The organism is Pseudomonas sp. S1_E05 (genome assembly GCF_056337105.1).
The window spans coordinates 3,264,570-3,285,226 of record NZ_JBFRHM010000001.1 but is presented as its reverse complement, the minus strand read 5'-3'; the positions used below and the strand labels follow the sequence as shown (position 1 = coordinate 3,285,226).

Here is a 20,657-nt window from a genome sequence, read left to right as displayed (position 1 = left end):
CTCAGGCGAACAGGCGGTCGGTATTGATGAAGCCGCGCTCGTTTTCCGGGCGCGAGGTGCGGCAGTGTTCGGCGACGCTGGCGTCGGCGTTCATCCAGGAAAGCTTCAAGGGTTTGGGCGCGTATTGCGGCGACGGGTCCATCGGGTGTTGCAGCGCGGTCAGCACCACCAGGGTGTCCATCGGTGCGTACAACTCGATGTAGTCGCCGGCCTTCGAGTTGCCTTCAATGAAATGAAAATGTCCGGCCTCATCGACGTCGACACGGCTGAACAGGTTGAGGGTCATCAGCAGGTCCGACAGCTCCAGGCCCCACTTGCCCAGCTCCACCAGCAGGTTGTCAGTGCCGTTGCGGAAAAAGCCGTTGCGCAGTTCCTGGTAACGACCGGCGCCGTATTTGTGCGCCACTTCTTCAGCGCACAGCACGCCGCCGAAGCTGTCGCTCCAGCCGCAGGTGTCAGCGGTGATCGCCGCCAGCACCCGGCCCATGTCCGAATACAGGCAGTGGCCGCTGGTGAGCTTGGCGGTGTGCTGGCACTTGAGGCTGTCGGGCAGGTTCAGGCGCTCGGTTTTTTCGTGGGCGTTGAGCAGCGTCAGGCTGACATTGGCGCCACCGCGCAGGTCGGTCAGGCGCAGCAGTTGGCCGCGTTTCAAGACAAAGGAGCGATGGCCGCCGCCGGGCAGGGTTTCTTCGGCGAACGGTGGGAACAGTTGAATCGAATCAGTCATGGCAAAATTCCTCTCAAGCGGTACGAAGCGCGCCTGCCAGTGATTGCGGCAAGGCGTCGACGGCGGCACGTTGGGCGCGGCGGTCGCTGTTCAAAGGGATGTCGTAGGTGATGCGTGCGCCATAGGCGCCGGGGGCGTGCGGGTCGAGGCGAACCTTGTCGAACACCAGCAGGCGTGTGCCCAGGCTGAAACCTTCGGACAGGTCATGGGTGACCATGAACACCGTGAGTTGCGTCTCGCGCCACAGCTCCAGAAGCAGGGCATGCATGTCCTTGCGGATGCCGGGGTCGAGCGCGCCAAAAGGTTCGTCGAGCAGCAACACCCGGGGTTTCATGATCAGCGCCTGGGCGATGGCCAGCCGTTGTTGCATGCCGCCAGACAACTGCGCCGGGTACTTGTCCAGCGCGTGGCCGAGGCCGACTTTGTGCAGCAACACCGAAGCCTGTTCGCGAGCGTCTTTTTTCGCACTGCCAAACAGCCGTCCGAGCAAGGGTGAGCGCGGCAGTTCGAGGCCGAGGGCGACGTTGTCCAGCACGGATAAATGCGGGAACACCGAGTAACGCTGGAACACCACGCCACGGCTCGCGTCCGGCTCGCTGGCCAGGGCCTGGCCATCGAGCAGGATCTCGCCACGACTGGCGCGTTCCTGGCCAAGCAACAGGCGCAGGAAGGTCGACTTGCCGCAACCGGAGGCGCCGACCAGGGTGCAGAACTCACCCTCGCTGACGTTCAGGTTCAAGCCTTCGAGCACCACCTGGTCGGCGTATTGCTGCCAGACATTCTTGACGGTGATAAAGCTCATGCTCGCGCTCCTTCATACCAGGGAAACGCGCGCTGGGTCAGGCGCTTCAGGCCCCAGTCCATCAGCCAGGCGAGCAGGGTGATCCACACCACGTACGGCAGGATCACATCCATCGCTAGGTAACGACGCACCAGGAAGATCCGGTAGCCCAGGCCGTCAGTCGAAGCGATAGCCTCGGCGGCGATCAGGAACAACCACGCCGAACCGAGCATCAGTCGCAACGAGATCAACAGACGCGGCAGCAATTGCGGCAGCACCACGCGCAGCATCAGGGTCCAGGTCGAGGCGCCGAGGGTCTGGGCCTTGATCAGTAACTCCACGGGGATTTCCCGCGCCCGTTGTTCCAGGTCCCGCGCGAGGGCCGGGGTGATGCCGATCACGATCAGCATCACCTTCGAGAGCTCGCCCAGCCCGAACACGATGAACAGAATCGGCAGGATCGCCAGCGGCGGCACCATCGACAGCACCGTCAGCAGAGGCGACAACGGCGCACCGAACAGCGGCAGGGTACCGGCGGCAATGCCCAGGCACAGTGCTGCCAGCGCGCTGATGCCCAGGCCAATGGCCAGGCGTTGCACACTCGAACCGGTGTCCTGCCACAACAGATATTCACCGGTGCGCGTGTCGGCGGTGAACGCCAGGCGCTTGACCGCATCGACCATTTGCACGGCGCTGGGCAGCAGCTTGTCGTTGGGGTTTTCCGTCAGCCGTTCGGCCGAGCCCATGAAGTAGGCGAACAGCACCAGGGCGAACGGCAGGATCACCAGCAACAGGCGACTGGCGCGATCCGGGTGACGATTGATCAGGCGCATGGCCAGGTCCTCTTCTTACAGCTTGGCGTCGGCGGCCATTTGCACGTAGCTGGGGTCGAAGCGCAGCTTGAGATTGCCTTTGTCACCACTCGTCACGCCGTTGGCGAAGGCCATGCCGACCGCGCTGGTGTCTTTCGCGCCTTCACCCAGCAGGCCGTGCTGGAAGGAGAACTCGGCGACCCGGCGCATGGTTTCGGGCAGTTGTTTGCTGGTGGCGAAGGCAAGCGCTTCCTGCGGAGTGGCGAACAGCTTGGTGGTGTCCAGTTGCGCCTGGAACCCCGGGAGGTCGGTGCCCGAGGCCTTGGCCATGTGCTCGAGCGCAACCTCGCTGGCGGCGTTCTTCGCGTTCATCAACTCAACCACTTCGAACCAGGCGCCGGTCAGGGCCTTGCCCAGGGCGGGGTTGTCCTTGAGGGTGGCGCTGTTGACCACCATCATGTCCATGATTTCGCCGGGTATCTGGCTGGAATTGAACACTTCGGTCACACCAGGCTTGGCCTTGATGTCCGAGAGCATCGGGTTCCAGGTGGTCACGGCGTTGACCTGATCGGTGTTGAAGGCGGCGGAAATGTCGGCGTCGGACGTGTTGACCACTTTCAGGTCTTTCTCGGTGAGGTCCACCGAGTCCAGCGCACGGGCCAACAGGTAGTGCGACACCGACAGTTCAACCAGGTTGACGTCCATGCCCTTGAGGTCGCTGACCTTCTTGCCTTCGCCCTTGAGCACGACGCCGTCGTTGCCGTTGGAGAAATCGCTGACGATCAGGGCGGTGCTGTCGACGCCACCGGCGGCCGGAATGGTCAGGGCATCCATGTTAGTCATGGTGCAGCCGTCGAACTGGCCGGCTGTGTATTGGTTGATCGATTCGACGTAGTCGTTGAGCTGCACTACATCGATCTTGATGCCGTACTTCTTCGCCCACTTATCGACGATGCCCTGGCTGCCGGCGTATTCCCATGGCATCCAGCCGGCGTAGATGGTCCAGCACACGCTGAAATGGTCTTTTTGGGCGGCTTGCGCCTGGAAACTCACGACGGCGGCGAAGGCGGCGGCAAGAAGGGCGGGTAAACGAAGCTGGGGCATGGTGGTTCTCCAGTTGATCATGGGCGGACAGGACGGCAGCGGCACCGTGAACGGTGGCTTGTCTCCCGGGCTTTTGTCCCGCCGTGTAACCTCAACTGGAGGTCGCCAACTCTCGGACCAGCCACTCGTATCAACGAGCCGGAACCCTAGTCAGCCATTTGCAAATTGTGGTGCCGCGAACCTGTGATGACTTCCTGCACGGGTTTGCTAAAGCGAGAGGCGTGCCAAGTTGTGACGGGCCTTCTGGCGCGCGGGATTGAGGCGGGCCGACACGGTGGGGGGAATGATGCTTTGCGTCGTGATGGTGCGCGCACGCACCGGCATGCAGCACGTCAGCGCGTGCCGAAGATGAAAAACCTTTCATCGGACAGATGTTTCAAGTTGTTGCCGGGCCGCACCAGATTTCGGAATCGATGTCTGATGTTTCGACAGCTCCCGAATAATGGGCTGTCGCTCGCCAGCGTCGCTGGTGTGGCTCACTCGCGGTCCAGGAGGCCGCCATGTATCGCCGACTACTTCTCATCGCTGTGCTTGGATTGTCTGTAGGTGCCTGCGTGCCTTATGCCGATGGCGGGGGGCGTTACTACAGTTCCGAGGTCTATTCATCCCCGGCGTACTATTCCGGCGGCGGGGCCTATTATTCCAACGGCGGCTACTACTCATCACCACGCCGCTACTATGCGCCGCCTGCGCGGTATTACCAGCCGACGCCGCGCTACTACACCCAACCGCGGGTCTACCAACCGGCCCCGCGTTATTACCAGCCTTCACCACGAAACGATTATCGCGCGCACCAGAGTTGGGACAACCATGGCCGCAGTGGCTGGGACAACCGCAACCGCGGTGGGTGGAGCAATGACTACCGGGGCGGTGGCCGTGATGGCCATCGGGGTGGGCGAGGTGGTCATGATGGGCGGGGCGATCATGACGGGCGGGGTGGGCGTCGGTAATTGCCTTTGACAAATGTTTGATAAAACGGCGCGATCAGCGCCGTTTTTTTGCCTGCATGAAATTTCAGGCTCCTTATCTCCTTCTCCTCGGAGCTTCGACGAACCCTCCTACATTTTCCCCTCTGCAAGTTTGTTAGCGTTCAGGCAGTCGCGTGAATACTCAGGGAGTGGAGGCATCATGCTGTCTGGATTGATGATGGGATGGCTGTTATTGGCACAGGAAATCGGCTTCGCGCCTGTTGCGGCGGATGAAGTGGTCATCGAGCACAAAAACGCTACGGGGTTCATTCGGGGGAGGCATTTATTTCCTGCTGAAAACTTCGAAAGCGGTGAGCAGGGCCGGACAAGGTTTGGTGTACGAGTCACTACGCAGACCATCAGGCACCAAGTGGTCAAAGGCGACCAAACCGGTGGCAGGGTTGACCTTGAGCCAGGCAACATCTTCCAGGGCGGATCGGGCGATGATCTGGTCGTCACTTACGGGCGCTTTCTTGCCAACGATGAAGGTCAGGCGTTCATGCCTGGGGTGTTCCTTATGGGGGAGCGGGGCGACGATATATTGCTCGGGGCGTCAGGGGCGGACTATCTGGTCAGCGGTAGCGGATACGATCGACTTTATGGTGAGCGTGGTTCGGACACCTACATCATCATTGCTCAACCTGGCGCGACGACTATTATCGCTGACAGGGTCAGCCCCCTGGCCCCGTCCCTGGAAGTGAAAGCAGCAAACGATCAGAACACCATCAGGCTTCCGGCAGGCGTCACACCTGAGCAACTGCGATTGAGTCAGGGCACTGCGTGGGTTGAGAGCGTGACTCGGCACAATCACGCTCTACCCCTCCAGCGGATGCAGTATTCAACGGTCGATCTCACCTGGGGGACTGCGCAAAAAGTCAGTATCGTACTGACCGATGCCACCGATCTGAACAGCTCTGGCATCGAGATCATTGAGTTCGTGGATGGTGCAAGCATTGGCCTTGATCAGATCATCGCTGCCAGCCAACTCAAGCCGTTGCGCAATCCTGCTCGTCCGCGATAGGCCTGATGACGGCGCTATCGCGAACAACACCCCATCAAAACTCCGAAAGATCCGCCAACGGATGCCGCCCCTCCCAGACCTTGTGGAAATGCGCCTCTACCACCGCCTCCGGCACCGTATTGATATCCGACCAATGCCAATGCGGTTTCTGATCCTTGTCGATCAACCGTGCACGCACCCCTTCGCTGAATTCCGGATGACGGCAGCAGTTGAGGCTCAAGGTGTATTCCATCTGGAAAACCTGGGCCAGTGACAGGTGTCGGGCGCGGATGATCTGTTCCCACACCAGGTGCGCGGTCAGGGGCGAACCTTCGGTCATGGTCCGGGCGGCGCGGCTGAGCAGCAGGTCGCTGCTGTCGCGATGTTGACTGATGGCCTTCCAGGCACAGCGCACGTCGCTGACGTCCAGCAGTTCGTCGATCTGCTGGCGACGAGGCAACCATTGGGCCTGGGGCATTTGCGCCGTTGCTTCCTGCTGCAAGGCCTTGAGCAAACTGTTGAGCTGCATCGCGGTCTGTTCCTGCCAGTTCAGTTGCAGCAAACCGTCAATCAACGCCTGTTGCTGCTCATCGAGCAGGAAACGATCAGCCAGGCCGAGGTCAATCGCATCGCGGCCGTTCATGTGCGCGCCGGTCAAACCCAGGAACAACCCGAGCTTGCCAGGCAGGCGTGCCAGGAACCAACTGGCACCGACGTCGGGGTACAAGCCGATGCTGATCTCGGGCATCGCCAGGCGACTGCTGGGTGTGACGATGCGAATGTTGGCGCCTTGCAGCAGGCCCATGCCGCCGCCCAGCACATAGCCATGGCCCCAGCAAATCAGGGGTTTGGGATAGGTGTGCAGGTTGAAGTCCAAGCGGTATTCTGCCGCGAAGAAGTGCGCGGCCAAGGGCGGCACTTCGCCGGGGTGTGCGCGACAGGCTTCGACCAGACTGCGCACATCACCGCCTGCGCAGAAGGCCTTGGCGCCGTGGCCGCGCAGAAGGACGCAGACGATCTGCGGATCCCTGGCCCAGGCGTCCAGTTGGTCTTGCAGGGCGTTGATCATTGGCAGTGACAGGGCGTTCAGGGATTTCTCGGCGTCCAGGCTGGCGATGCCCAGGCGTGCGCCGTCGGTGCCGGTGAGTTCTTCGAAGTGCAGATTCATCGTGACCTCGCTCGGGAATTTGAGGGTTAAGTATGATCGCTGTGTGGGGAAAGTGCCGGATCTGCGTCAGATCAATTGACAAGCGCGATGGGCTTTCCTAGGGTTCGCCCCATTGTTTTTGCCGGGTGCATCCATGACTGCTGACGACCGTATCAAACTCGAACCGAGCTGGAAGGAGGCACTGCGTGCTGAGTTCGACCAGCCTTACATGGCAGAGTTGCGCAATTTCCTGCAACAGGAGCGCGCGGCCGGCAAGGAGATCTATCCACCGGGCCCGTTGATTTTCAACGCTCTCAATTCAACGCCACTGGACAAGGTCAAGGTCGTCATCCTCGGCCAGGACCCGTACCACGGCCCGGGTCAGGCCCATGGCCTGTGCTTCTCGGTGCAGCCGGGCGTGCCGGCGCCGCCGTCGCTGGTTAACATCTATAAAGAACTCAAGCGTGACCTGAACATCGACATTCCCAGCCACGGCTATCTTCAAAGCTGGGCCGATCAGGGCGTGTTGATGCTCAACACCACCATGACCGTCGAGCGCGCCAACGCCAACGCGCACAAGGACAAGGGCTGGCAGTTTTTTACCGATCGGATCATTGAGGTGGTCAGCGAGAAACAGCCGCATCTGGTTTTCATGCTGTGGGGCTCCCATGCCCAGAGCAAACAGAAGCTGATCGATGCCACCAAGCACCTGGTGCTGACCTCGGTGCACCCCTCGCCGCTGTCCGCCTACCGAGGCTTTCTCGGTTGCGGGCATTTCAGCCGGACCAACAAGTTTCTTGAGCAGAATGGCGAGACGCCGATCGAGTGGCGGTTGCCGCCGCTGTAGGAGCGAGCATGAACTGGTCAAGTAATCTTGGACACTGATTACGGTTCACGCCGCCAACCTTTCCTTCACGACCGGCGACCTGTAGTCGTTATAGCTGTGAGGCCTGCTGATGTTGTAGCGCGAGACATAGCGCTGCACATCTGCCCGGGCCTCATGCTCCAGTTTGTAGCCCGTTTCAGGCACCCACTCGGACTTCAAACTACCAAAGAAACGCTCCATCGGGGCATTGTCCCAGCACTCGCCTTTACGGCTCATACTTTGCCTGAACCGATGTTTCACAAGCGCATTTCGGAATTTATGGCTGGTGTACTGGCAACCTTGATCAGAATGAAACAACACATCCTGGGGATGGCCGCGCAGCTCAACCGCCATGCGTAGCGCTTCGCAGGTCAGGTTGGCATCAGAAATCATCGAAAACGACCACCCTACGATCCTGCGAGCGTACAGATCCAAAACGGCGGCGAAGTACATCCACCGCTTGCCGACCTTGATGTATGTCACGTCGCCACACCACACCTGATTAACCGCCGTCACATCAAATTTTCGCTTGAGCACGTGCGGCGCCACCAAGGCCTCCACACCCGGCGACTTGTACTTATGGCGCCGGCGCTGACGACTAGCGATGCCAGCTTCGCGCATCAAACTGCGAGCCATATAACGCCCGATACGATGCCCTTTGGCTTGTAGCTCCTTGGACAAAGTACGTGCGCCGGCCGACTCTCTGGACGCCTTGTGGTGCCTGACCAGCGCGGCTTTGAGCTTGTCCCGTTCAGGATTTGCTCTGCCTTGGCGCTGGCGCCAGGCGTAAAAGCTACTGCGGTTGACCCCAAACGCCCGGCAACACTTTTTAACGCCGTACTGCTCGTCCAGCTCATCGATCAGCGTGAATGATCTTTGGCGTCCAAAAGCAGGAGAGCACTGGCCTTTTTTAGGATTTCGATATCCAGGTCTTTCTCTCTGAGCAGAGCTTTGAGTCTCTGGATTTCTCGTTGATCAGCGGTAATCGCCTTGGCCCCCACCGGAGTCGAGCCCAAGCGCTCTTTTTGCACTTGATCAACCCAACGGCGCAGGGCTGTGGGGCCGATATCCAGGCTGGCACAGACTTCGGTAACCGGCTGACCTTCATCCAACACCATGCTGGCAGCCTTGAGCTTGAACTCACTCGAATAGGATTTACGCATATCCAAACACCTCAGATTTGGGCGCTATCATAGCGCCCGATTGAAGTGTCCAAAATCATTAGGCCAGTTCAGCATGCTCGCGATGGAGGTTTAGACGCCACGGGGCATCAGATTTCCCGCGTTATCGTTGACGACCATCGCGGGCAAGCCCGCTCCCACAAGAGCACTGCTGACCCTGTAGGAGCGGGCTTGCCCGCGATTGATTCACCCAGGTTTTCAGTCCGAAGCGCTATCCCGATTCCAGTACCGAAACAACGGCTCCGCCAGAAACAGCACAAACAGCAACCGCATCACCTGCATCGCCGTCACCAGCGGCACCGACAACTGCAAGGTCTCCGCGGTCAGGCTCATCTCCGCGATTCCGCCGGGCATCATGCCCAGGGTCAGTGAGCGCAGATCCAGATGGGTCAGTGCGCTCAACCCCAATGCCGCCGCCGTGGCGATCAGCATGGTCAGTACGGTGCCAATCAGCGTCCGCCCCATGAACGACGGGGCACGGCGGAAAAACTCCCGGTTGAAGTGACAGCCCAGACCGCTGCCGATCAACCACTGGCCGATCTGGCTGCCGCCGTTCGGCAGGCTGATGTGCAGATCCCAACCGATACTGACCGCTGCACTGACCAGCAGAGGGCCAAACAACCAGGGGTTGGGCTGTCGAAGACGTTCCCACAGCCAGGCCGCTAAAGCGCCGGCCGGGAAAAGAATGGCCAGCCACCACCAGTTGACGGCGGCAGGATGCAACGCCGGTGCGCCGTCACCCAGCAAATACTTGAAGGCAGCCGGTACGCACAACACGACCACCAGCACCCGTAGGCTCTGGCCAGCCGCGACACGGCTGAGCACCGCGCCGTTGCGTGCGCCGAGGTTGACCATCTCACCGGAACCGCCCGGCATGCTGGAAAAGAATGCGGTGGCGCGATCTTCACCGGTGCGCCGCATCAGCCAGACGCCGACCACGGCGGACAGGCTGGTGATCAACGCACCGAAGAAGATCAGACCGAAGTGGCTCATGACCTGCTCGATCACCACGGGGGTGAAGTGCAGGCCAATGCCAATCCCGACCACCCACTGGCCGCACTTGCGACCGCCGGGGATTTCCGCCAACTGCCATGGCGTGAGGCACCGCACCAGGATGATCGCGAGTAACGAGCCGACCATCCAGGGCAGCGGCCAGCCCACCAGGCTGGCCAGGTAACCGCCCAGCGCGCCGACGAGCGGCGTACCCCACCAGGCGTTGAAGGACGTTCGATCAGACATCGGCTACCGCGCGACGAGCGACCACACGCTTACGCCAGATACGCAGCAGTGGCAGCGACAGCATCAACACGGTCAGTACCCAGACACCCATGGTGATCGGACTTGACCAGAGGATTTCCAGCGCACCGTTGGAAATCGACAGGGCGCGGCGCAGGTTCTGCTCCATCAGGCCGCCCAGGATGAACCCCAGCAGGACTGGCGACAGCGGGAAGTCCAGCTTGCGCAGGATGTAGCCGAAGATACCGATACCGACCATCAGGAACAGGTCGAACGTGGTCGCATGGACGGCGTAGACGCCGATCCCGGTAATGATCGCGATCACCGGCACCAGGGCCCAGTTCGGCACGGCGAGAATGCGGGTGAAGATGCGGATCATCGGGATGTTGAGGATCACCAGCATGATGTTGGCGATGAACAACGAGGCGATCAGGCCCCAGACAATGTCCGGTTGCTGTTGGAACAGCAGCGGGCCGGGCGTGATGTTGTACAGCGACAGGGCGCCGATCATCACAGCAGTGGTGCCCGAACCCGGAACGCCAAGCGTCAGCATCGGTACCAGCGCACCGCAGGCCGAAGCCCCGATGGCGGTTTCAGGTGCGGCCAGGCCACGCATGTCGCCCTGGCCGAAGGTGCCCTTGGCGCCCGCGATGCGTTTTTCGGTCATGTAGGCCACGGCGCTGGCCAGCGTTGCGCCTGCGCCGGGCAGCACGCCCATGATGAAACCGAACAGGCCGCAACGCAGGTTCACGATGAACACCGCCGACGCTTCCTTGAAGTTGAACATCATTCGCCCGGTGGCTTTCACCGCCTCTTGGCCGCGATGGGTTTTTTCCAGCAGCAGGAGGATTTCGCTGATGGAGAACAGGCCCAATACCAGCACCACGAACTGAATGCCGTCGGTGAGGTGAATGTTGTCCCCGGTGAAGCGGTACACGCCGCTGTTGGCGTCGATGCCGACCGTCGACAGGAACAGGCCGATCAACGCCGCAATGAAGGTTTTCAGCGGTCGATCACCGGCCATGCCGCCGAGGCAGACAATGGCGAATACCATCAGTACGAAATATTCCGCCGGTCCGAAGGCAATCGCCCATTTCGCCAGCAGCGGCGCAAACAGCACCATGCCGCAGGTGGCAATGAACGCACCAATGAACGAACTCCACGCCGACAGCGACAGTGCCACGCCGGCCAGGCCTTTGCGAGCCATCGGGTAGCCGTCGAGGGTGGTCATCACGGTAGACGCTTCGCCGGGAATGTTCAGCAGGATCGAGCTGATCCGCCCGCCGTATTCGCAACCCAGGTACACCGCTGCCAGCAGGATCAGTGCCGACTCCGGTGGCAGACCCAGTGCGAAGGCGATCGGGATCAGCAACGCCACACCGTTGATCGGACCCAGGCCGGGCAACAGGCCGACGACCGTACCGATCAGGGTGCCGCACAGTGCGGTCACCAGGTTGTAAGGGCTCAGCGCAACGCCGAAACCCTGGCCCAAATAGCCAAAAGTATCCATATCAGTTCTCCAGGACGTCGAGCAGGCCAAGCGGCAGCGGCACGTCCATCAACTTGTCGAACAGCAGGTAGAGACCGATTGCCATCAGCGTGGTGACCACGACGCTAGGCAACCAACGACCGCCATACAGGCGCGCCATCGGGATACCGATCAACATGCTGCTGAGAATGAAACCCAGCGGCTCGAACAGCCCGGCGAAGATCAACAGCAGCACCACGCAGATGCCGATCTTGTTCAGTGTTTCACGGTCCAATTGCGGGTCGTCTTCGCTGTGCACGATCGGTGTCGGCCGAATCACCATGTAGACCAAGGCAAGGCTCATCAGGCCGAGCATCAGCAACGGGAAGGCACGGGGTCCTACGGGTTCATAGGAAAAAGCCGCTTGATACGGCCATGCCATCAGCGCCAGGCCAACACAGACCAATAGCAGCACCGAGGCAAAAATACGTTGAAAAAGCATGGCAAGCTCCTGGGCCGCGACCCCGTCGAGCGGGGCCGCAACCGCTAGAACAGAGGCGATCACTGAATCAGGCCGAACTCTTTGGCCAGCACTTTGTAGTCCGCGACCTGCTTCTTCACGTAGGCGTCCAGTTCCGGGCCAGTCATGGCAAACGGGAACAGTTCACGCTGATCGCGCAGCTTGGCGAACTCGTCGGACGCCAGCAGTTTGTCGAAGGAGTCTTTCCACCAGGCGTAGTCTTCATCGCTGACTTTTGGCCCCAGGTAGAAGCCGCGAACCACTGGCCAGACGATGTCGTAGCCTTGCTCCTTGGCGGTTGGAATGTCTTTCATTTCCGGCTCGTCCAGGCGCTTGTCGGAGAACACGGCCAGCAGGCGCATGTCACCGCTCTGGATGTGCGGCATGGAGTCGGAGATGTCAGTACTGCCAACCTGGATGTGACCACCGAGCAATGCGGTGGCGATCTCGCCGCCGCCTTCGAGGGCGACATAACGCAGGTCGCGCGGGTTGATCCCGGCGGCCTTGGCGATCAACGCGGTTTGCATCCAGTCCTGGCTGCCCACGGTGCCACCCGAACCGATGACAACGGAGCTAGGATCTTTCTTCAGTGCCTGAACCAGATCGTCCAGGGTCTTGTAGGGTGAATCGCTCTTCACCGCGATGGCACCGTAGCTGGTGCCGACCGCTGCCAGCCAGCGCACGGCATTTTCATCGAAGCGGCCGAACTTGCCTTGGGCCAGGTTCAGCAACGAGCCGCTGGACCACGCCACCAGTGTGCCGGCATCGGCCGGACGCTGGGCAACGACCGCGTTGTACGCCACGGCGCCAACGCCACCGGGCATGTACGTCACGCGCATCGGTTTGGTCAGCAGTTTTTCGTTGACCAGCGCGCTCTGCGCCAGTTTGCAGGTCAGGTCGAAGCCGCCGCCGGGCGAAGCCGGAGCAATGCATTCCGGGCGTTTGGGTTCGGCCATCAATTGGCCGGCAAACAGCATGCAACTGGCGGCGAGGGCGAAACGGCGCAGTGAGCGATTCATGGTTATCTCCACGGGAATTGTTGTTTTTGGGGATGTTTCAGGTGCGGCGATTTCGCGAGGCGCAGCCGAGATCGGTGCTGACACGCGCAAACAATAGGGTTCGGACAAAGGAGGGCGGCGTAGAAGCCTGAAGCTGTTTTGACAGCATGGCGCGATACCTCGGTTATTGTTCTTATTGGCGAAAACGCTTCGTGGCGTTTTTCGGGCGCTGCATTCAAAAGCGAGAAGCAATCGATGATCGGAATGGTCTGGCAGAAACATTCCGTAACTTGACTCTAACCAGCGAACCTTTCGCTAACCTTTCAATTGGCTTTCACCAGCCTTTCACTGTTTTTAGGGCTTCACAGCGACGGATGCGGCGGTAAACTCCGCGCGGTCGAACATCCCTGAATGAGGTAAAAATCCATGCGTGTTCTGCTCGTCGAAGACCACTTGCAGCTTGCCGAAAGTGTCGCTCAGGCGCTCAAGAGCACGGGACTGACCGTGGACGTGCTGCATGATGGCGTGGCCGCAGACCTGGCGCTTGGCAGCGAGGACTACGCCATGGCGATTCTCGACGTCGGCTTGCCACGCATGGATGGTTTTGAAGTGTTGGCGCGTTTGCGCGCACGCGGCAAGAACCTGCCGGTGCTGATGCTGACTGCCCGCAGCGACGTCAAGGACCGGGTTCATGGCCTCAACCTCGGCGCCGACGATTATCTGGCCAAACCTTTCGAATTGACCGAGCTTGAGGCCCGGGTCAAGGCTCTGTTGCGCCGCAGCGTGCTCGGTGGCGAACGCCAGCAAACCTGCGGTGTGCTCGCTTATGACCTGGATACTCGCCGTTTCACCCTCGCCAATGAACTGCTGACGTTGACCTCCCGCGAGCAGGCAGTGCTCGAAGCGCTGATCGCCCGTCCGGGGCGGGTGATGAGCAAGGAACAGTTGGCCTCCCAGGTGTTCGGCCTGGATGAAGAAGCCAGCCCCGACGCCATCGAAATCTACGTTCACCGATTGCGCAAGAAACTCGACGGCCAGCCGGTTGCCATCGTGACCTTCCGTGGGCTGGGCTACCTGCTGGAAAGCCGTGATGCATAAGCCCAGCAGTCTGCGCTGGCGGTTATTGTGGAACCTCGCGCTGTTGCTGGTGGTGTTGATGCTGGCCAGTGGTTTGAGCGCCTATTGGAACGGGCGCGAAGCCGCTGATACGGCGTACGATCGGACCTTGCTCGCCTCGGCGCGAACCATCGCCGCCGGTGTGTCCTCGCGCGATGGCACCCTCAGTGCCGATGTCCCTTATGTGGCCCTCGATACCTTCGCCTACGACAGCGCGGGGCGGATTTTCTATCTGGTCAACGACATCAATCAGAAGCTGATTTCCGGCTATGAGAATCTGCCGCCACCACCGCCGGGTACGCCTCGCACCGATGATTATCCAGCGCTGGCACGCTTCTACAACGCGACCTACCAGGGGCAGAACGTGCGGGTGGTCAGCCTGCTCAAACCGGTCAGCGAGCCGAACATGAACGGCATGGCAGAAATCCGCGTGGCTGAAACCGATGAAGCACGTGTCAGCATGGCTCGCAGCCTGGCGGCCGATACCCTGCTGCGTTTGGGCATGCTGGCGGTCGGTGCGCTGTTGATGGTGTGGTTTGCCGTGAGTGCTGCGTTGCGTCCACTGGAACGATTGCGCACGGCGGTAGAGGAGCGGCAACCCGACGACCTGCGGCCGTTACCGCTGGTGGAAGTGCAGCACGAATTGTGGCCGCTGGTGCGAGCGCTCAATCACTTCACCGAGCGCCTGCGCGGACAGTTTGAACGCCAGGCGCAGTTCATTGCCGACGCCGCCCATGAACTGCGCACGCCACTGGCGGCGCTCAAGGCGCGGTTGGAACTGGGGCTGCGTGCTCACGACCCCGAGACCTGGCGCACCACCCTGGAAACGGCGGCCCAGGGCACGGACCGCTTGACCCACTTGGCCAACCAGTTACTTTCGTTAGCGCGGGTCGAAAACGGTGCCCGAGCGATTGCCGAGGGTGGCGCGCAGTTGCTGGACCTGAGCCAGCTGGCTCGCGAACTCGGCATGGCCATGGCGCCGCTGGCCCACGCCCGTGGCGTCGCGTTGGCGCTGGAGGCAGATGAACCGGTCTGGCTTCGCGGTGAGCCAACACTGTTGAATGAGCTGCTGAGCAATCTGGTGGACAACGCCCTGGCCCACACGCCACCGGGCGGCAATGTGATCCTGCGGGTTTCGGCGCCTGCGGTGCTGGAAGTCGAGGACGATGGGCCAGGAATCCCTCTGGAAGAGCGCGACCGAGTGTTCGAGCGCTTTTACCGGCGCAACCAGCAAGTCGCCGGTTCGGGGTTGGGGTTGGCGATTGTCGGTGAAATTTGCCGGGCGCACCTGGCGCAGATCAGCCTGCATGATGGCGAGCAGGCGGGGCTGAAGGTGCGGGTGAGTTTTATTGCCGGTTAAAGGCGCGGCAGATCAATAGAACATCGACCTCGATTCTTCGAGATCGTCGCACATGGCCTTGTTTTGTGGGTCAATCCCCAGCTTTTTGAACGCCGGCACGCTGAACGCATCGATCCGAGCGATTGGGTGATCGGTGTCCTTGTAGCAATACAGGCTGGCGACCTGCACCAGGTCCACATAATCGACGTGGCCGGACTCGCGCTTGAAATCCAGGTACAACAACGGGACCTGTACCAGCATGTCTGGAAACTCCCAGACCCGCAGCAGCTTTTCGCCCAACACCGGGTGGATATGGTCAATGACGTGGTTCAGGCTGACCGGGTCGGACAGCAGCTCGTAGTGATCTTCGGCGTAGGTCAGGATGGGCAATACGCCAATCTGATGCACCAGCCCGCCGAGTGCGGCCTGATCGGGCTTGAGTTGCGTGTAACTGCGGCACAGCGCATAGCTGACGCCGGCGATCTCCAGGCTTTTGCGCCAGACGTCGCGCATTTTTTTCTCCACCACTTCAGAACTGGCGTGAAAAATCTGCTCCATGACCAGGCCAATCGCCAGGTTGCTGCTGTAGTTGACGCCCAGGCGAGTAATGGCCGTGTGCAGGTCAGTGACTTCCTGTGTGGCGCGCAGCAGCGGGCTGTTGACCACCTTGATCAGTCGCGCAGACAGCGCGGCGTCACGGCCGATCACCTTGCTCAGGTTACTGACACTGATTTCCGGATCTTCAGCGGCCTTGCGAATTTGCATGGCCACTTCCGGTAACGTTGGCAGAACCAGGTCATCGTTATCGATGGCCTCAACCAAATCCTGTTGGATCTTATCCGCCAGCTCACTCATTTCTGTTCTCTAGGTGTTGCGACAAGTGTTGCCGTTAACGCTGGATTTCGCGATCGCGATCCAAATCGTACGGCAGGTCGAGCAAGTGCAGGGCTGGCCCATTGAGTGCGCCCAGATGGATGTCACCGCTTTCTGCCGCTTCGGCTTGCAGCACGGCCAGAAGTTCAATGCTGTTCTCGGTATTCGCGGCAATCACGACTTCGCCAATGGAACTGTTGTGGGTCGCAGAATACAACGCGACGCCAGGCTCCGGTAACTGATCGGCTGCGAGGCTCAAGCGATACAAGCGGCGCTTGAGTTTGCCCAGGTACTGCATGCGCGCGACGATTTCCTGGCCGGTGTAGCAACCCTTTTTGAAACTGACGCCACCGACCGCCTGAAGGTTGAGCATCTGCGGAATGAACAGTTCGCGTGTGCCGGCCATGACCTGGCCGATCCCTGCGCGGATCTGGCCCAGCAGCCATTGGTTGAGATCACCTTCGGCCAGCAGGGCGGTCAACTGACCCTTGATGGCGTCAGCCTGATCGGCGGCCACCCAGAGTTCGGCACGTTGCGGTGAAACGCGAATGGCGATCAATTGACCATTACGCGCCACGCTGTCGGTCTCGGCTGGCAGTTCCACGCCCAGGCCGATCAGGGCGGCATCGCCCTGGTCGAGGCCGAAGCGCACCCAGGCCGCGCTTTCATCGGTCAGCTTCGACTTGGAGAACACGGCATACTTTTTCAGGTCCGCCAGCTGTGGTTCCAGCAACTCACTGGCCATGGCCATGAGCACGCCGTCGCCTTGCAGCAGGATGCGGAAGCTCGATTGCATCCGACCCTTCTGCGTGCAACGGGCGCCGAGACTGGCCCGGGCGTCGCTCAGGTAATTGAGGTTGCAGGTCAACTGGCCTTGCAGGAACTTGGCGGCATCCGCGCCGCGGACCGCGAGAACGCCTTCGTGAGAGAGGGTGCAGAAAAAAGCAGAATCGGCCATGGGACATCGCAGGGTGAAAAGTCTGAGGGACATCATAAGGGCGCGCCCATGAAATGGATAGTTCACAAAAGGTCGAGGGAGACCGACCAAAGCCGACTGTTCGACGCAGGCCAGGCCTGTATACTTGCCGCCTATTTGAGGAGCGCTCCATGGTCGAAGATGTTGAACTCAATCGCCTCTACTGGCATAGCCGTCGCGGCATGCTTGAACTTGACGTGTTGCTGGTGCCATTCGTGAAGGAGGTCTATCCGCACCTCAACGAGGTTGATCGCGCCTGCTACGTCAGGTTGCTCGAATGCGAAGACCAGGACATGTTCGGCTGGTTCATGGAGCGCAGTGAATCCGAGGATCCGGAGCTTCAGCGCATGGTTCGCATGATCCTGGATCGTGTCCAGCCCAAGTAATACCTTCGAATGCCGCTGGCATGCCTCACGGCAGTTGCTGGCGGCGTATTTACTGGCCCAGCTGTTCGCGCTGGGTGCCTTGTCCCTTCTCGACATACCGCTCTGGGCCAGTTTGCCGGCTGCATTGTGCTGCCTGGTTCACGGAGTCTGGGTTTTGCCCAGGCAGATACTGCTGACACATGTTCGAGCCTTCTGCGGCTTGCGTCGCGATGCCGATGGCTGGCAGCTGTGGAACCAGGCGCAGGGCTGGCAGGCGGTGCAACTGCGACCCGATAGCCTAGCGTTGCCATTGATCGTGGTGCTGCGTTTTCGTCTGCGTGGTGAGCGGCGGGTGCGGGCGATTTGCGTTCCCCGGGACTCGCTGGCGTCGGATCTGCACCGACGCCTGCGAGTGCGCCTTACCTTCAGTCGACGTAGGTGGGCGGCACCAGAATAGTGTCCAGCGCCACCTGCAGCATGTTCGGATAGTCGAGGGTGTAATGCAGACCGCGGCTTTCCTTGCGTTCCATGGCTGAAAGGATCATCAGCTCGGCTACCTGGGCCAGGTTACGCAGCTCGATCAAATCGCGGCTGACCTTGTAGTTACTGTAGAACTCGTCGATTTCGTCCAGCAACAGCTGCACGCGGTGCTGCGCCCTTTGCAGGCGCTTGTTGGTGCGCACGATGCCAACGTAGTCCCACATGAAGCGCCGAAGCTCATCCCAGTTGTGGGCGATGATCACGTCTTCATCCGAGTCGGTCACCTGGCTGGCGTCCCACACGGGCAGGGCGACGGGCATGGAGATCTGCGGCAATTGCTCGAGAATGTCCGACGCCGCTGATCGCGCATAGACGAAACACTCCAGGAGCGAATTACTGGCCATGCGGTTGGCGCCATGCAGGCCTGTGAAACTGGTTTCGCCAATCGCATACAAACCCGGCACGTCGGTGCGACCCTGTTGGTCGACCATCACGCCGCCGCAGGTGTAATGCGCGGCGGGCACCACGGGGATCGGCTGTTTGGTGATGTCGATGGAGAACTCGAGGCATCGCTCGTAGACGGTCGGGAAGTGGGCCTTGATGAACGATTCCGGCTTGTGGCTGATGTCCAGATAGACACAATCGATGCCGAGCCGCTTCATCTCATGGTCGATCGCCCGGGCGACGATATCCCGTGGGGCCAGTTCTGCGCGCGAGTCGAAACGCTGCATGAAACGCTCGCCATTGGGTAGCTTCAGGTGTGCGCCTTCGCCCCGCAGCGCTTCGGTGACCAGGAAGCTCTTGGCTTGCGGGTGATACAGGCAAGTGGGGTGAAACTGGTTGAACTCCAGGTTCGCCACCCGGCAACCGGAACGCCAGGCCATGGCGATGCCATCGCCGCAGGCGCCGTCCGGGTTACTGGTATAGAGATAGACCTTGGCGGCGCCGCCAGAGGCAAGGATCACGAAGCGCGCGCCGTACGTGTCGACTTCGCCGGTGCCGCGATTGAGCACATAGGCGCCGAGGCAACGATCGCCTTCCAGGCCCAGGCGCTTCTGCGTGATCAAATCGACAGCGACCCGCTGTTCCAGCAGCTCGATGTTGGGTCGTTGCCGGGCTTTGTCGAGCAGGGTCCGAAAGATTGCCGCACCCGTCGCGTCGGCCGCATGAATGATGCGCCGGTGGCTGTGGCCGCCTTCACGGGTCAGGTGAAACTCGAAACCGCCGTCCTCGTTGCCGGCATGATCATCACGGGTGAACGGTACGCCCTGGTCGATCAGCCATTGAATCGCTTCCTTGCTGTGCTCGACGGTAAAACGCACAGCGTCTTCATGACACAGTCCGCCGCCGGCATTGAGAGTGTCATCGACGTGGGATTCGACGGTATCTGTGTCGTCCAGAACCGCAGCGACGCCGCCCTGGGCCCAGAACGTCGAACCATTGGCAAGGTCGCCTTTGCTCAATACGGCAATGCGCAAATGACCGGGCAAGGTCAGCGCAAGGCTCAAACCGGCAGCGCCGCTGCCAATGACCAGAACATCGTGTTGAAACTGTTGGCTCATTTCAGGATTCCGCTCAAAGCGACCCGGGTCGGGTAGGCGCCAGACTTGCCTGGGCGAGTCGGGCAGCCACACAGCCCACTAGTATATAGAGGGGGGAGCGGCACAATAGCCGGGCATACATGGCATTGTGAAACTACAGTGACAGGATCAGTCTGACGGTTCGTCGGACGATTTTGCGCTCCATTCGGCGGCCAGGCGACTGTATCGTGGATTTAACAGAATTTTTCCACCCAGGGTTGCACAATATCCGAGTTGCACTGTTACAAATAATTGGAACTTTTGCCAAAGGCTCAAGATCAATAGTCCGTTGCCTGAATCAAGGGACAGCGTCGGCGCCAGTGCGGGATTGCGGTTGGATCCACATTGTCGAATTCGATGACAAGATAATTCGCGCGGCCGGGGTACACCCGAGCTGCGCTTTTCGTGCGTGCCAGTTCAGAGCCCGCAGGAAACTTGCTTGGAGGGGAGAACTTTTGCGAAAAGCCCGAGTCTATGTTTGCAAGTCTGGCCGATTAGCCATGCAAGCTTCCTCCGAGCGTATCGAGGAGAGTTCATGCTAACCCAGGAAGAGGATCAGCAGCTGGTCGAACGCGTTCAGCGCGGCGACAAGCGGGCTTTCGATCTGCTAGTGCTGAAATACCAGCACAAAATTCTCGGGTTGATCGTGCGTTTTGTGCACGACACCCATGAAGCCCAGGACGTGGCGCAGGAAGCCTTCATCAAGGCATACCGTGCACTTGGAAATTTTCGCGGGGACAGCGCGTTTTATACGTGGCTTTACCGCATCGCCATTAACACGGCGAAAAACTATCTGGTTTCACGCGGCCGTCGGCCGCCGGATAGCGATGTCAGTTCCGAGGATGCAGAGTTCTACGATGGCGATCATGGCCTCAAGGATCTCGAGTCGCCAGAACGGGCTTTGCTGCGGGATGAGATCGAAGGCACCGTCCATCGGACCATTCAGCAACTGCCAGAAGATTTGCGTACGGCGTTAACTTTACGTGAATTTGATGGTCTGAGTTACGAGGACATTGCGAGCGTCATGCAATGTCCGGTGGGTACCGTGCGCTCCCGGATTTTCCGCGCTCGGGAGGCCATCGACAAAGCCCTGCAGCCGTTGTTGCAGGAAAACTAGAGAC

The 20,657-nt window shown here is 60.4% G+C and carries 22 protein-coding genes and 1 riboswitch; of the genes, 8 read left to right on the top strand and 14 right to left on the bottom strand.

The window, feature by feature from the left end; genetic code table 11:
• Position 1: 1 nt before the first annotated feature.
• Genes AB4N33_RS15230 through AB4N33_RS15215 form a run of 4 tightly spaced genes read right to left on the bottom strand, consistent with a single transcriptional unit; the run spans position 2 to position 3,424 of the window.
• Positions 2-727: an urea amidolyase associated protein UAAP1 gene (locus tag AB4N33_RS15230; protein WP_476457668.1), complete on the bottom strand. Its 726-nt coding sequence runs from the start codon at positions 725-727 to the stop codon at positions 2-4.
• Positions 728-740: 13 nt separating this feature from the next.
• A complete protein-coding gene (locus AB4N33_RS15225) occupies positions 741-1,529 on the bottom strand; it encodes an ABC transporter ATP-binding protein (protein WP_476457667.1) in 789 nt (262 codons plus the stop codon).
• Positions 1,526-2,341 (bottom strand): ABC transporter permease, encoded by an 816-nt coding sequence (locus tag AB4N33_RS15220; protein ID WP_460117325.1) that lies wholly within the window; start codon positions 2,339-2,341, stop codon positions 1,526-1,528. Before AB4N33_RS15220 ends, AB4N33_RS15225 begins: the two co-directional genes overlap by 4 nt.
• 15 nt (positions 2,342-2,356) lie before the next feature.
• Positions 2,357-3,424, bottom strand: a complete 1,068-nt coding sequence (locus AB4N33_RS15215; protein ID WP_476457666.1) for a putative urea ABC transporter substrate-binding protein — start codon at positions 3,422-3,424, stop codon at positions 2,357-2,359.
• 60 nt (positions 3,425-3,484) lie between these two features.
• A riboswitch (guanidine-I (ykkC/yxkD leader) is annotated at positions 3,485-3,585 on the bottom strand.
• Between the two features lie 339 nt (positions 3,586-3,924).
• On the opposite strand from AB4N33_RS15215, the gene AB4N33_RS15210 reads away from it, so the two are divergent.
• A complete protein-coding gene (locus tag AB4N33_RS15210; RefSeq protein WP_476457665.1) occupies positions 3,925-4,374 on the top strand; it encodes a hypothetical protein in 450 nt (149 codons plus the stop codon).
• A gap of 178 nt (positions 4,375-4,552) precedes the next feature.
• Entirely contained in the window at positions 4,553-5,413 is an 861-nt protein-coding gene (locus AB4N33_RS15205; protein WP_476457664.1) for a hypothetical protein, read from the top strand.
• A 34-nt stretch (positions 5,414-5,447) separates the two neighbouring features.
• Here AB4N33_RS15205 and AB4N33_RS15200 read toward each other — a convergent pair whose 3' ends face one another.
• A complete protein-coding gene (locus tag AB4N33_RS15200; protein ID WP_476457663.1) occupies positions 5,448-6,560 on the bottom strand; it encodes an enoyl-CoA hydratase/isomerase family protein in 1,113 nt (370 codons plus the stop codon).
• 133 nt (positions 6,561-6,693) lie between these two features.
• Here AB4N33_RS15200 and ung point away from each other — a divergent pair, with 133 nt between their 5' ends.
• Positions 6,694-7,386 carry a uracil-DNA glycosylase gene (gene ung, locus AB4N33_RS15195; RefSeq protein WP_476457662.1) on the top strand — a complete coding sequence of 231 codons (693 nt, stop codon included), beginning with the start codon at positions 6,694-6,696 and terminating at the stop codon, positions 7,384-7,386.
• Between the two features lie 45 nt (positions 7,387-7,431).
• Here the strand turns inward: ung and AB4N33_RS15190 are convergent, their stop codons facing one another.
• The 6 genes from AB4N33_RS15190 to AB4N33_RS15165 form a co-directional block, all read right to left on the bottom strand.
• Positions 7,432-8,256: an IS3 family transposase gene (locus tag AB4N33_RS15190; RefSeq protein WP_476458827.1), complete on the bottom strand. Its 825-nt coding sequence runs from the start codon at positions 8,254-8,256 to the stop codon at positions 7,432-7,434.
• Positions 8,257-8,264: 8 nt separating this feature from the next.
• Complete coding sequence (locus tag AB4N33_RS15185) at positions 8,265-8,567, bottom strand: transposase (RefSeq protein WP_014717988.1); 303 nt, start codon at positions 8,565-8,567, stop codon at positions 8,265-8,267.
• A 216-nt stretch (positions 8,568-8,783) separates the two neighbouring features.
• Entirely contained in the window at positions 8,784-9,824 is a 1,041-nt protein-coding gene (locus tag AB4N33_RS15180; protein ID WP_476457661.1) for an AbrB family transcriptional regulator, read from the bottom strand.
• Positions 9,817-11,331, bottom strand: a complete 1,515-nt coding sequence (locus tag AB4N33_RS15175) for a tripartite tricarboxylate transporter permease (protein WP_460117318.1) — start codon at positions 11,329-11,331, stop codon at positions 9,817-9,819. Before AB4N33_RS15175 ends, AB4N33_RS15180 begins: the two co-directional genes overlap by 8 nt.
• Before the next feature lies 1 nt (position 11,332).
• Positions 11,333-11,791 carry a tripartite tricarboxylate transporter TctB family protein gene (locus AB4N33_RS15170; protein ID WP_460117317.1) on the bottom strand — a complete coding sequence of 153 codons (459 nt, stop codon included), beginning with the start codon at positions 11,789-11,791 and terminating at the stop codon, positions 11,333-11,335.
• 59 nt (positions 11,792-11,850) lie between these two features.
• The gene (locus tag AB4N33_RS15165; protein WP_460117316.1) at positions 11,851-12,828 is read right to left on the bottom strand and encodes a Bug family tripartite tricarboxylate transporter substrate binding protein; all 978 of its coding nucleotides are present in this window, start codon (positions 12,826-12,828) and stop codon (positions 11,851-11,853) included.
• Positions 12,829-13,233: 405 nt separating this feature from the next.
• On the opposite strand from AB4N33_RS15165, the gene AB4N33_RS15160 reads away from it, so the two are divergent.
• Both AB4N33_RS15160 and AB4N33_RS15155 read left to right on the top strand, forming a co-directional pair.
• Entirely contained in the window at positions 13,234-13,905 is a 672-nt protein-coding gene (locus tag AB4N33_RS15160) for a response regulator (RefSeq protein WP_460140058.1), read from the top strand.
• Positions 13,898-15,283, top strand: a complete 1,386-nt coding sequence (locus AB4N33_RS15155; protein ID WP_460117314.1) for a sensor histidine kinase — start codon at positions 13,898-13,900, stop codon at positions 15,281-15,283. The genes AB4N33_RS15160 and AB4N33_RS15155 overlap by 8 nt, the downstream gene beginning before the upstream one ends.
• 12 nt (positions 15,284-15,295) lie before the next feature.
• Here AB4N33_RS15155 and AB4N33_RS15150 read toward each other — a convergent pair whose 3' ends face one another.
• Both AB4N33_RS15150 and ygfZ read right to left on the bottom strand, forming a co-directional pair.
• On the bottom strand, positions 15,296-16,117 hold the full coding sequence (locus AB4N33_RS15150) for an HDOD domain-containing protein (RefSeq protein ID WP_460140057.1): 822 nt from the start codon (positions 16,115-16,117) through the stop codon (positions 15,296-15,298).
• Between the two features lie 34 nt (positions 16,118-16,151).
• On the bottom strand, positions 16,152-17,093 hold the full coding sequence (ygfZ, locus tag AB4N33_RS15145; protein ID WP_476457660.1) for a CAF17-like 4Fe-4S cluster assembly/insertion protein YgfZ: 942 nt from the start codon (positions 17,091-17,093) through the stop codon (positions 16,152-16,154).
• A gap of 149 nt (positions 17,094-17,242) precedes the next feature.
• Here ygfZ and AB4N33_RS15140 point away from each other — a divergent pair, with 149 nt between their 5' ends.
• Both AB4N33_RS15140 and AB4N33_RS15135 read left to right on the top strand, forming a co-directional pair.
• Positions 17,243-17,497 (top strand): FAD assembly factor SdhE, encoded by a 255-nt coding sequence (locus AB4N33_RS15140; protein ID WP_003184348.1) that lies wholly within the window; start codon positions 17,243-17,245, stop codon positions 17,495-17,497.
• The gene (locus tag AB4N33_RS15135; RefSeq protein WP_476457659.1) at positions 17,481-17,933 is read left to right on the top strand and encodes a protein YgfX; all 453 of its coding nucleotides are present in this window, start codon (positions 17,481-17,483) and stop codon (positions 17,931-17,933) included. Before AB4N33_RS15140 ends, AB4N33_RS15135 begins: the two co-directional genes overlap by 17 nt.
• On the opposite strand, the gene nadB is transcribed toward AB4N33_RS15135, so the two are convergent.
• A complete protein-coding gene (nadB, locus tag AB4N33_RS15130; protein ID WP_476457658.1) occupies positions 17,902-19,518 on the bottom strand; it encodes an L-aspartate oxidase in 1,617 nt (538 codons plus the stop codon). The two genes, AB4N33_RS15135 and nadB, sit on opposite strands and share 32 nt — an antisense overlap.
• A gap of 553 nt (positions 19,519-20,071) precedes the next feature.
• Here nadB and rpoE point away from each other — a divergent pair.
• A complete protein-coding gene (gene rpoE / locus AB4N33_RS15125; protein WP_003172477.1) occupies positions 20,072-20,653 on the top strand; it encodes an RNA polymerase sigma factor RpoE/AlgU in 582 nt (193 codons plus the stop codon).
• Positions 20,654-20,657: the final 4 nt, after the last annotated feature.

Excerpts from the sequence above, each read along its gene's own strand:
- AB4N33_RS15165 (WP_460117316.1), bottom strand. The coding sequence starts at position 12,828 with ATGAATCGCTCACTGCGCCGTTTCGCCCTCGCCGCCAGTTGCATGCTG.
- AB4N33_RS15155 (WP_460117314.1), top strand. The coding sequence starts at position 13,898 with ATGCATAAGCCCAGCAGTCTGCGCTGGCGGTTATTGTGGAACCTCGCG.
- AB4N33_RS15230 (WP_476457668.1), bottom strand. The coding sequence starts at position 727 with ATGACTGATTCGATTCAACTGTTCCCACCGTTCGCCGAAGAAACCCTG.
- AB4N33_RS15185 (WP_014717988.1), bottom strand. The coding sequence starts at position 8,567 with ATGCGTAAATCCTATTCGAGTGAGTTCAAGCTCAAGGCTGCCAGCATG.
- rpoE (WP_003172477.1), top strand. The coding sequence starts at position 20,072 with ATGCTAACCCAGGAAGAGGATCAGCAGCTGGTCGAACGCGTTCAGCGC.
- AB4N33_RS15150 (WP_460140057.1), bottom strand. The coding sequence starts at position 16,117 with ATGAGTGAGCTGGCGGATAAGATCCAACAGGATTTGGTTGAGGCCATC.
- AB4N33_RS15225 (WP_476457667.1), bottom strand. The coding sequence starts at position 1,529 with ATGAGCTTTATCACCGTCAAGAATGTCTGGCAGCAATACGCCGACCAG.
- AB4N33_RS15175 (WP_460117318.1), bottom strand. The coding sequence starts at position 11,331 with ATGGATACTTTTGGCTATTTGGGCCAGGGTTTCGGCGTTGCGCTGAGC.
- AB4N33_RS15160 (WP_460140058.1), top strand. The coding sequence starts at position 13,234 with ATGCGTGTTCTGCTCGTCGAAGACCACTTGCAGCTTGCCGAAAGTGTC.
- ygfZ (WP_476457660.1), bottom strand. The coding sequence starts at position 17,093 with ATGGCCGATTCTGCTTTTTTCTGCACCCTCTCTCACGAAGGCGTTCTC.
- AB4N33_RS15220 (WP_460117325.1), bottom strand. The coding sequence starts at position 2,341 with ATGCGCCTGATCAATCGTCACCCGGATCGCGCCAGTCGCCTGTTGCTG.
- ung (WP_476457662.1), top strand. The coding sequence starts at position 6,694 with ATGACTGCTGACGACCGTATCAAACTCGAACCGAGCTGGAAGGAGGCA.
- AB4N33_RS15210 (WP_476457665.1), top strand. The coding sequence starts at position 3,925 with ATGTATCGCCGACTACTTCTCATCGCTGTGCTTGGATTGTCTGTAGGT.
- AB4N33_RS15215 (WP_476457666.1), bottom strand. The coding sequence starts at position 3,424 with ATGCCCCAGCTTCGTTTACCCGCCCTTCTTGCCGCCGCCTTCGCCGCC.
- AB4N33_RS15180 (WP_476457661.1), bottom strand. The coding sequence starts at position 9,824 with ATGTCTGATCGAACGTCCTTCAACGCCTGGTGGGGTACGCCGCTCGTC.
- nadB (WP_476457658.1), bottom strand. The coding sequence starts at position 19,518 with ATGAGCCAACAGTTTCAACACGATGTTCTGGTCATTGGCAGCGGCGCT.
- AB4N33_RS15205 (WP_476457664.1), top strand. The coding sequence starts at position 4,553 with ATGCTGTCTGGATTGATGATGGGATGGCTGTTATTGGCACAGGAAATC.
- AB4N33_RS15200 (WP_476457663.1), bottom strand. The coding sequence starts at position 6,560 with ATGAATCTGCACTTCGAAGAACTCACCGGCACCGACGGCGCACGCCTG.
- AB4N33_RS15140 (WP_003184348.1), top strand. The coding sequence starts at position 17,243 with ATGGTCGAAGATGTTGAACTCAATCGCCTCTACTGGCATAGCCGTCGC.
- AB4N33_RS15170 (WP_460117317.1), bottom strand. The coding sequence starts at position 11,791 with ATGCTTTTTCAACGTATTTTTGCCTCGGTGCTGCTATTGGTCTGTGTT.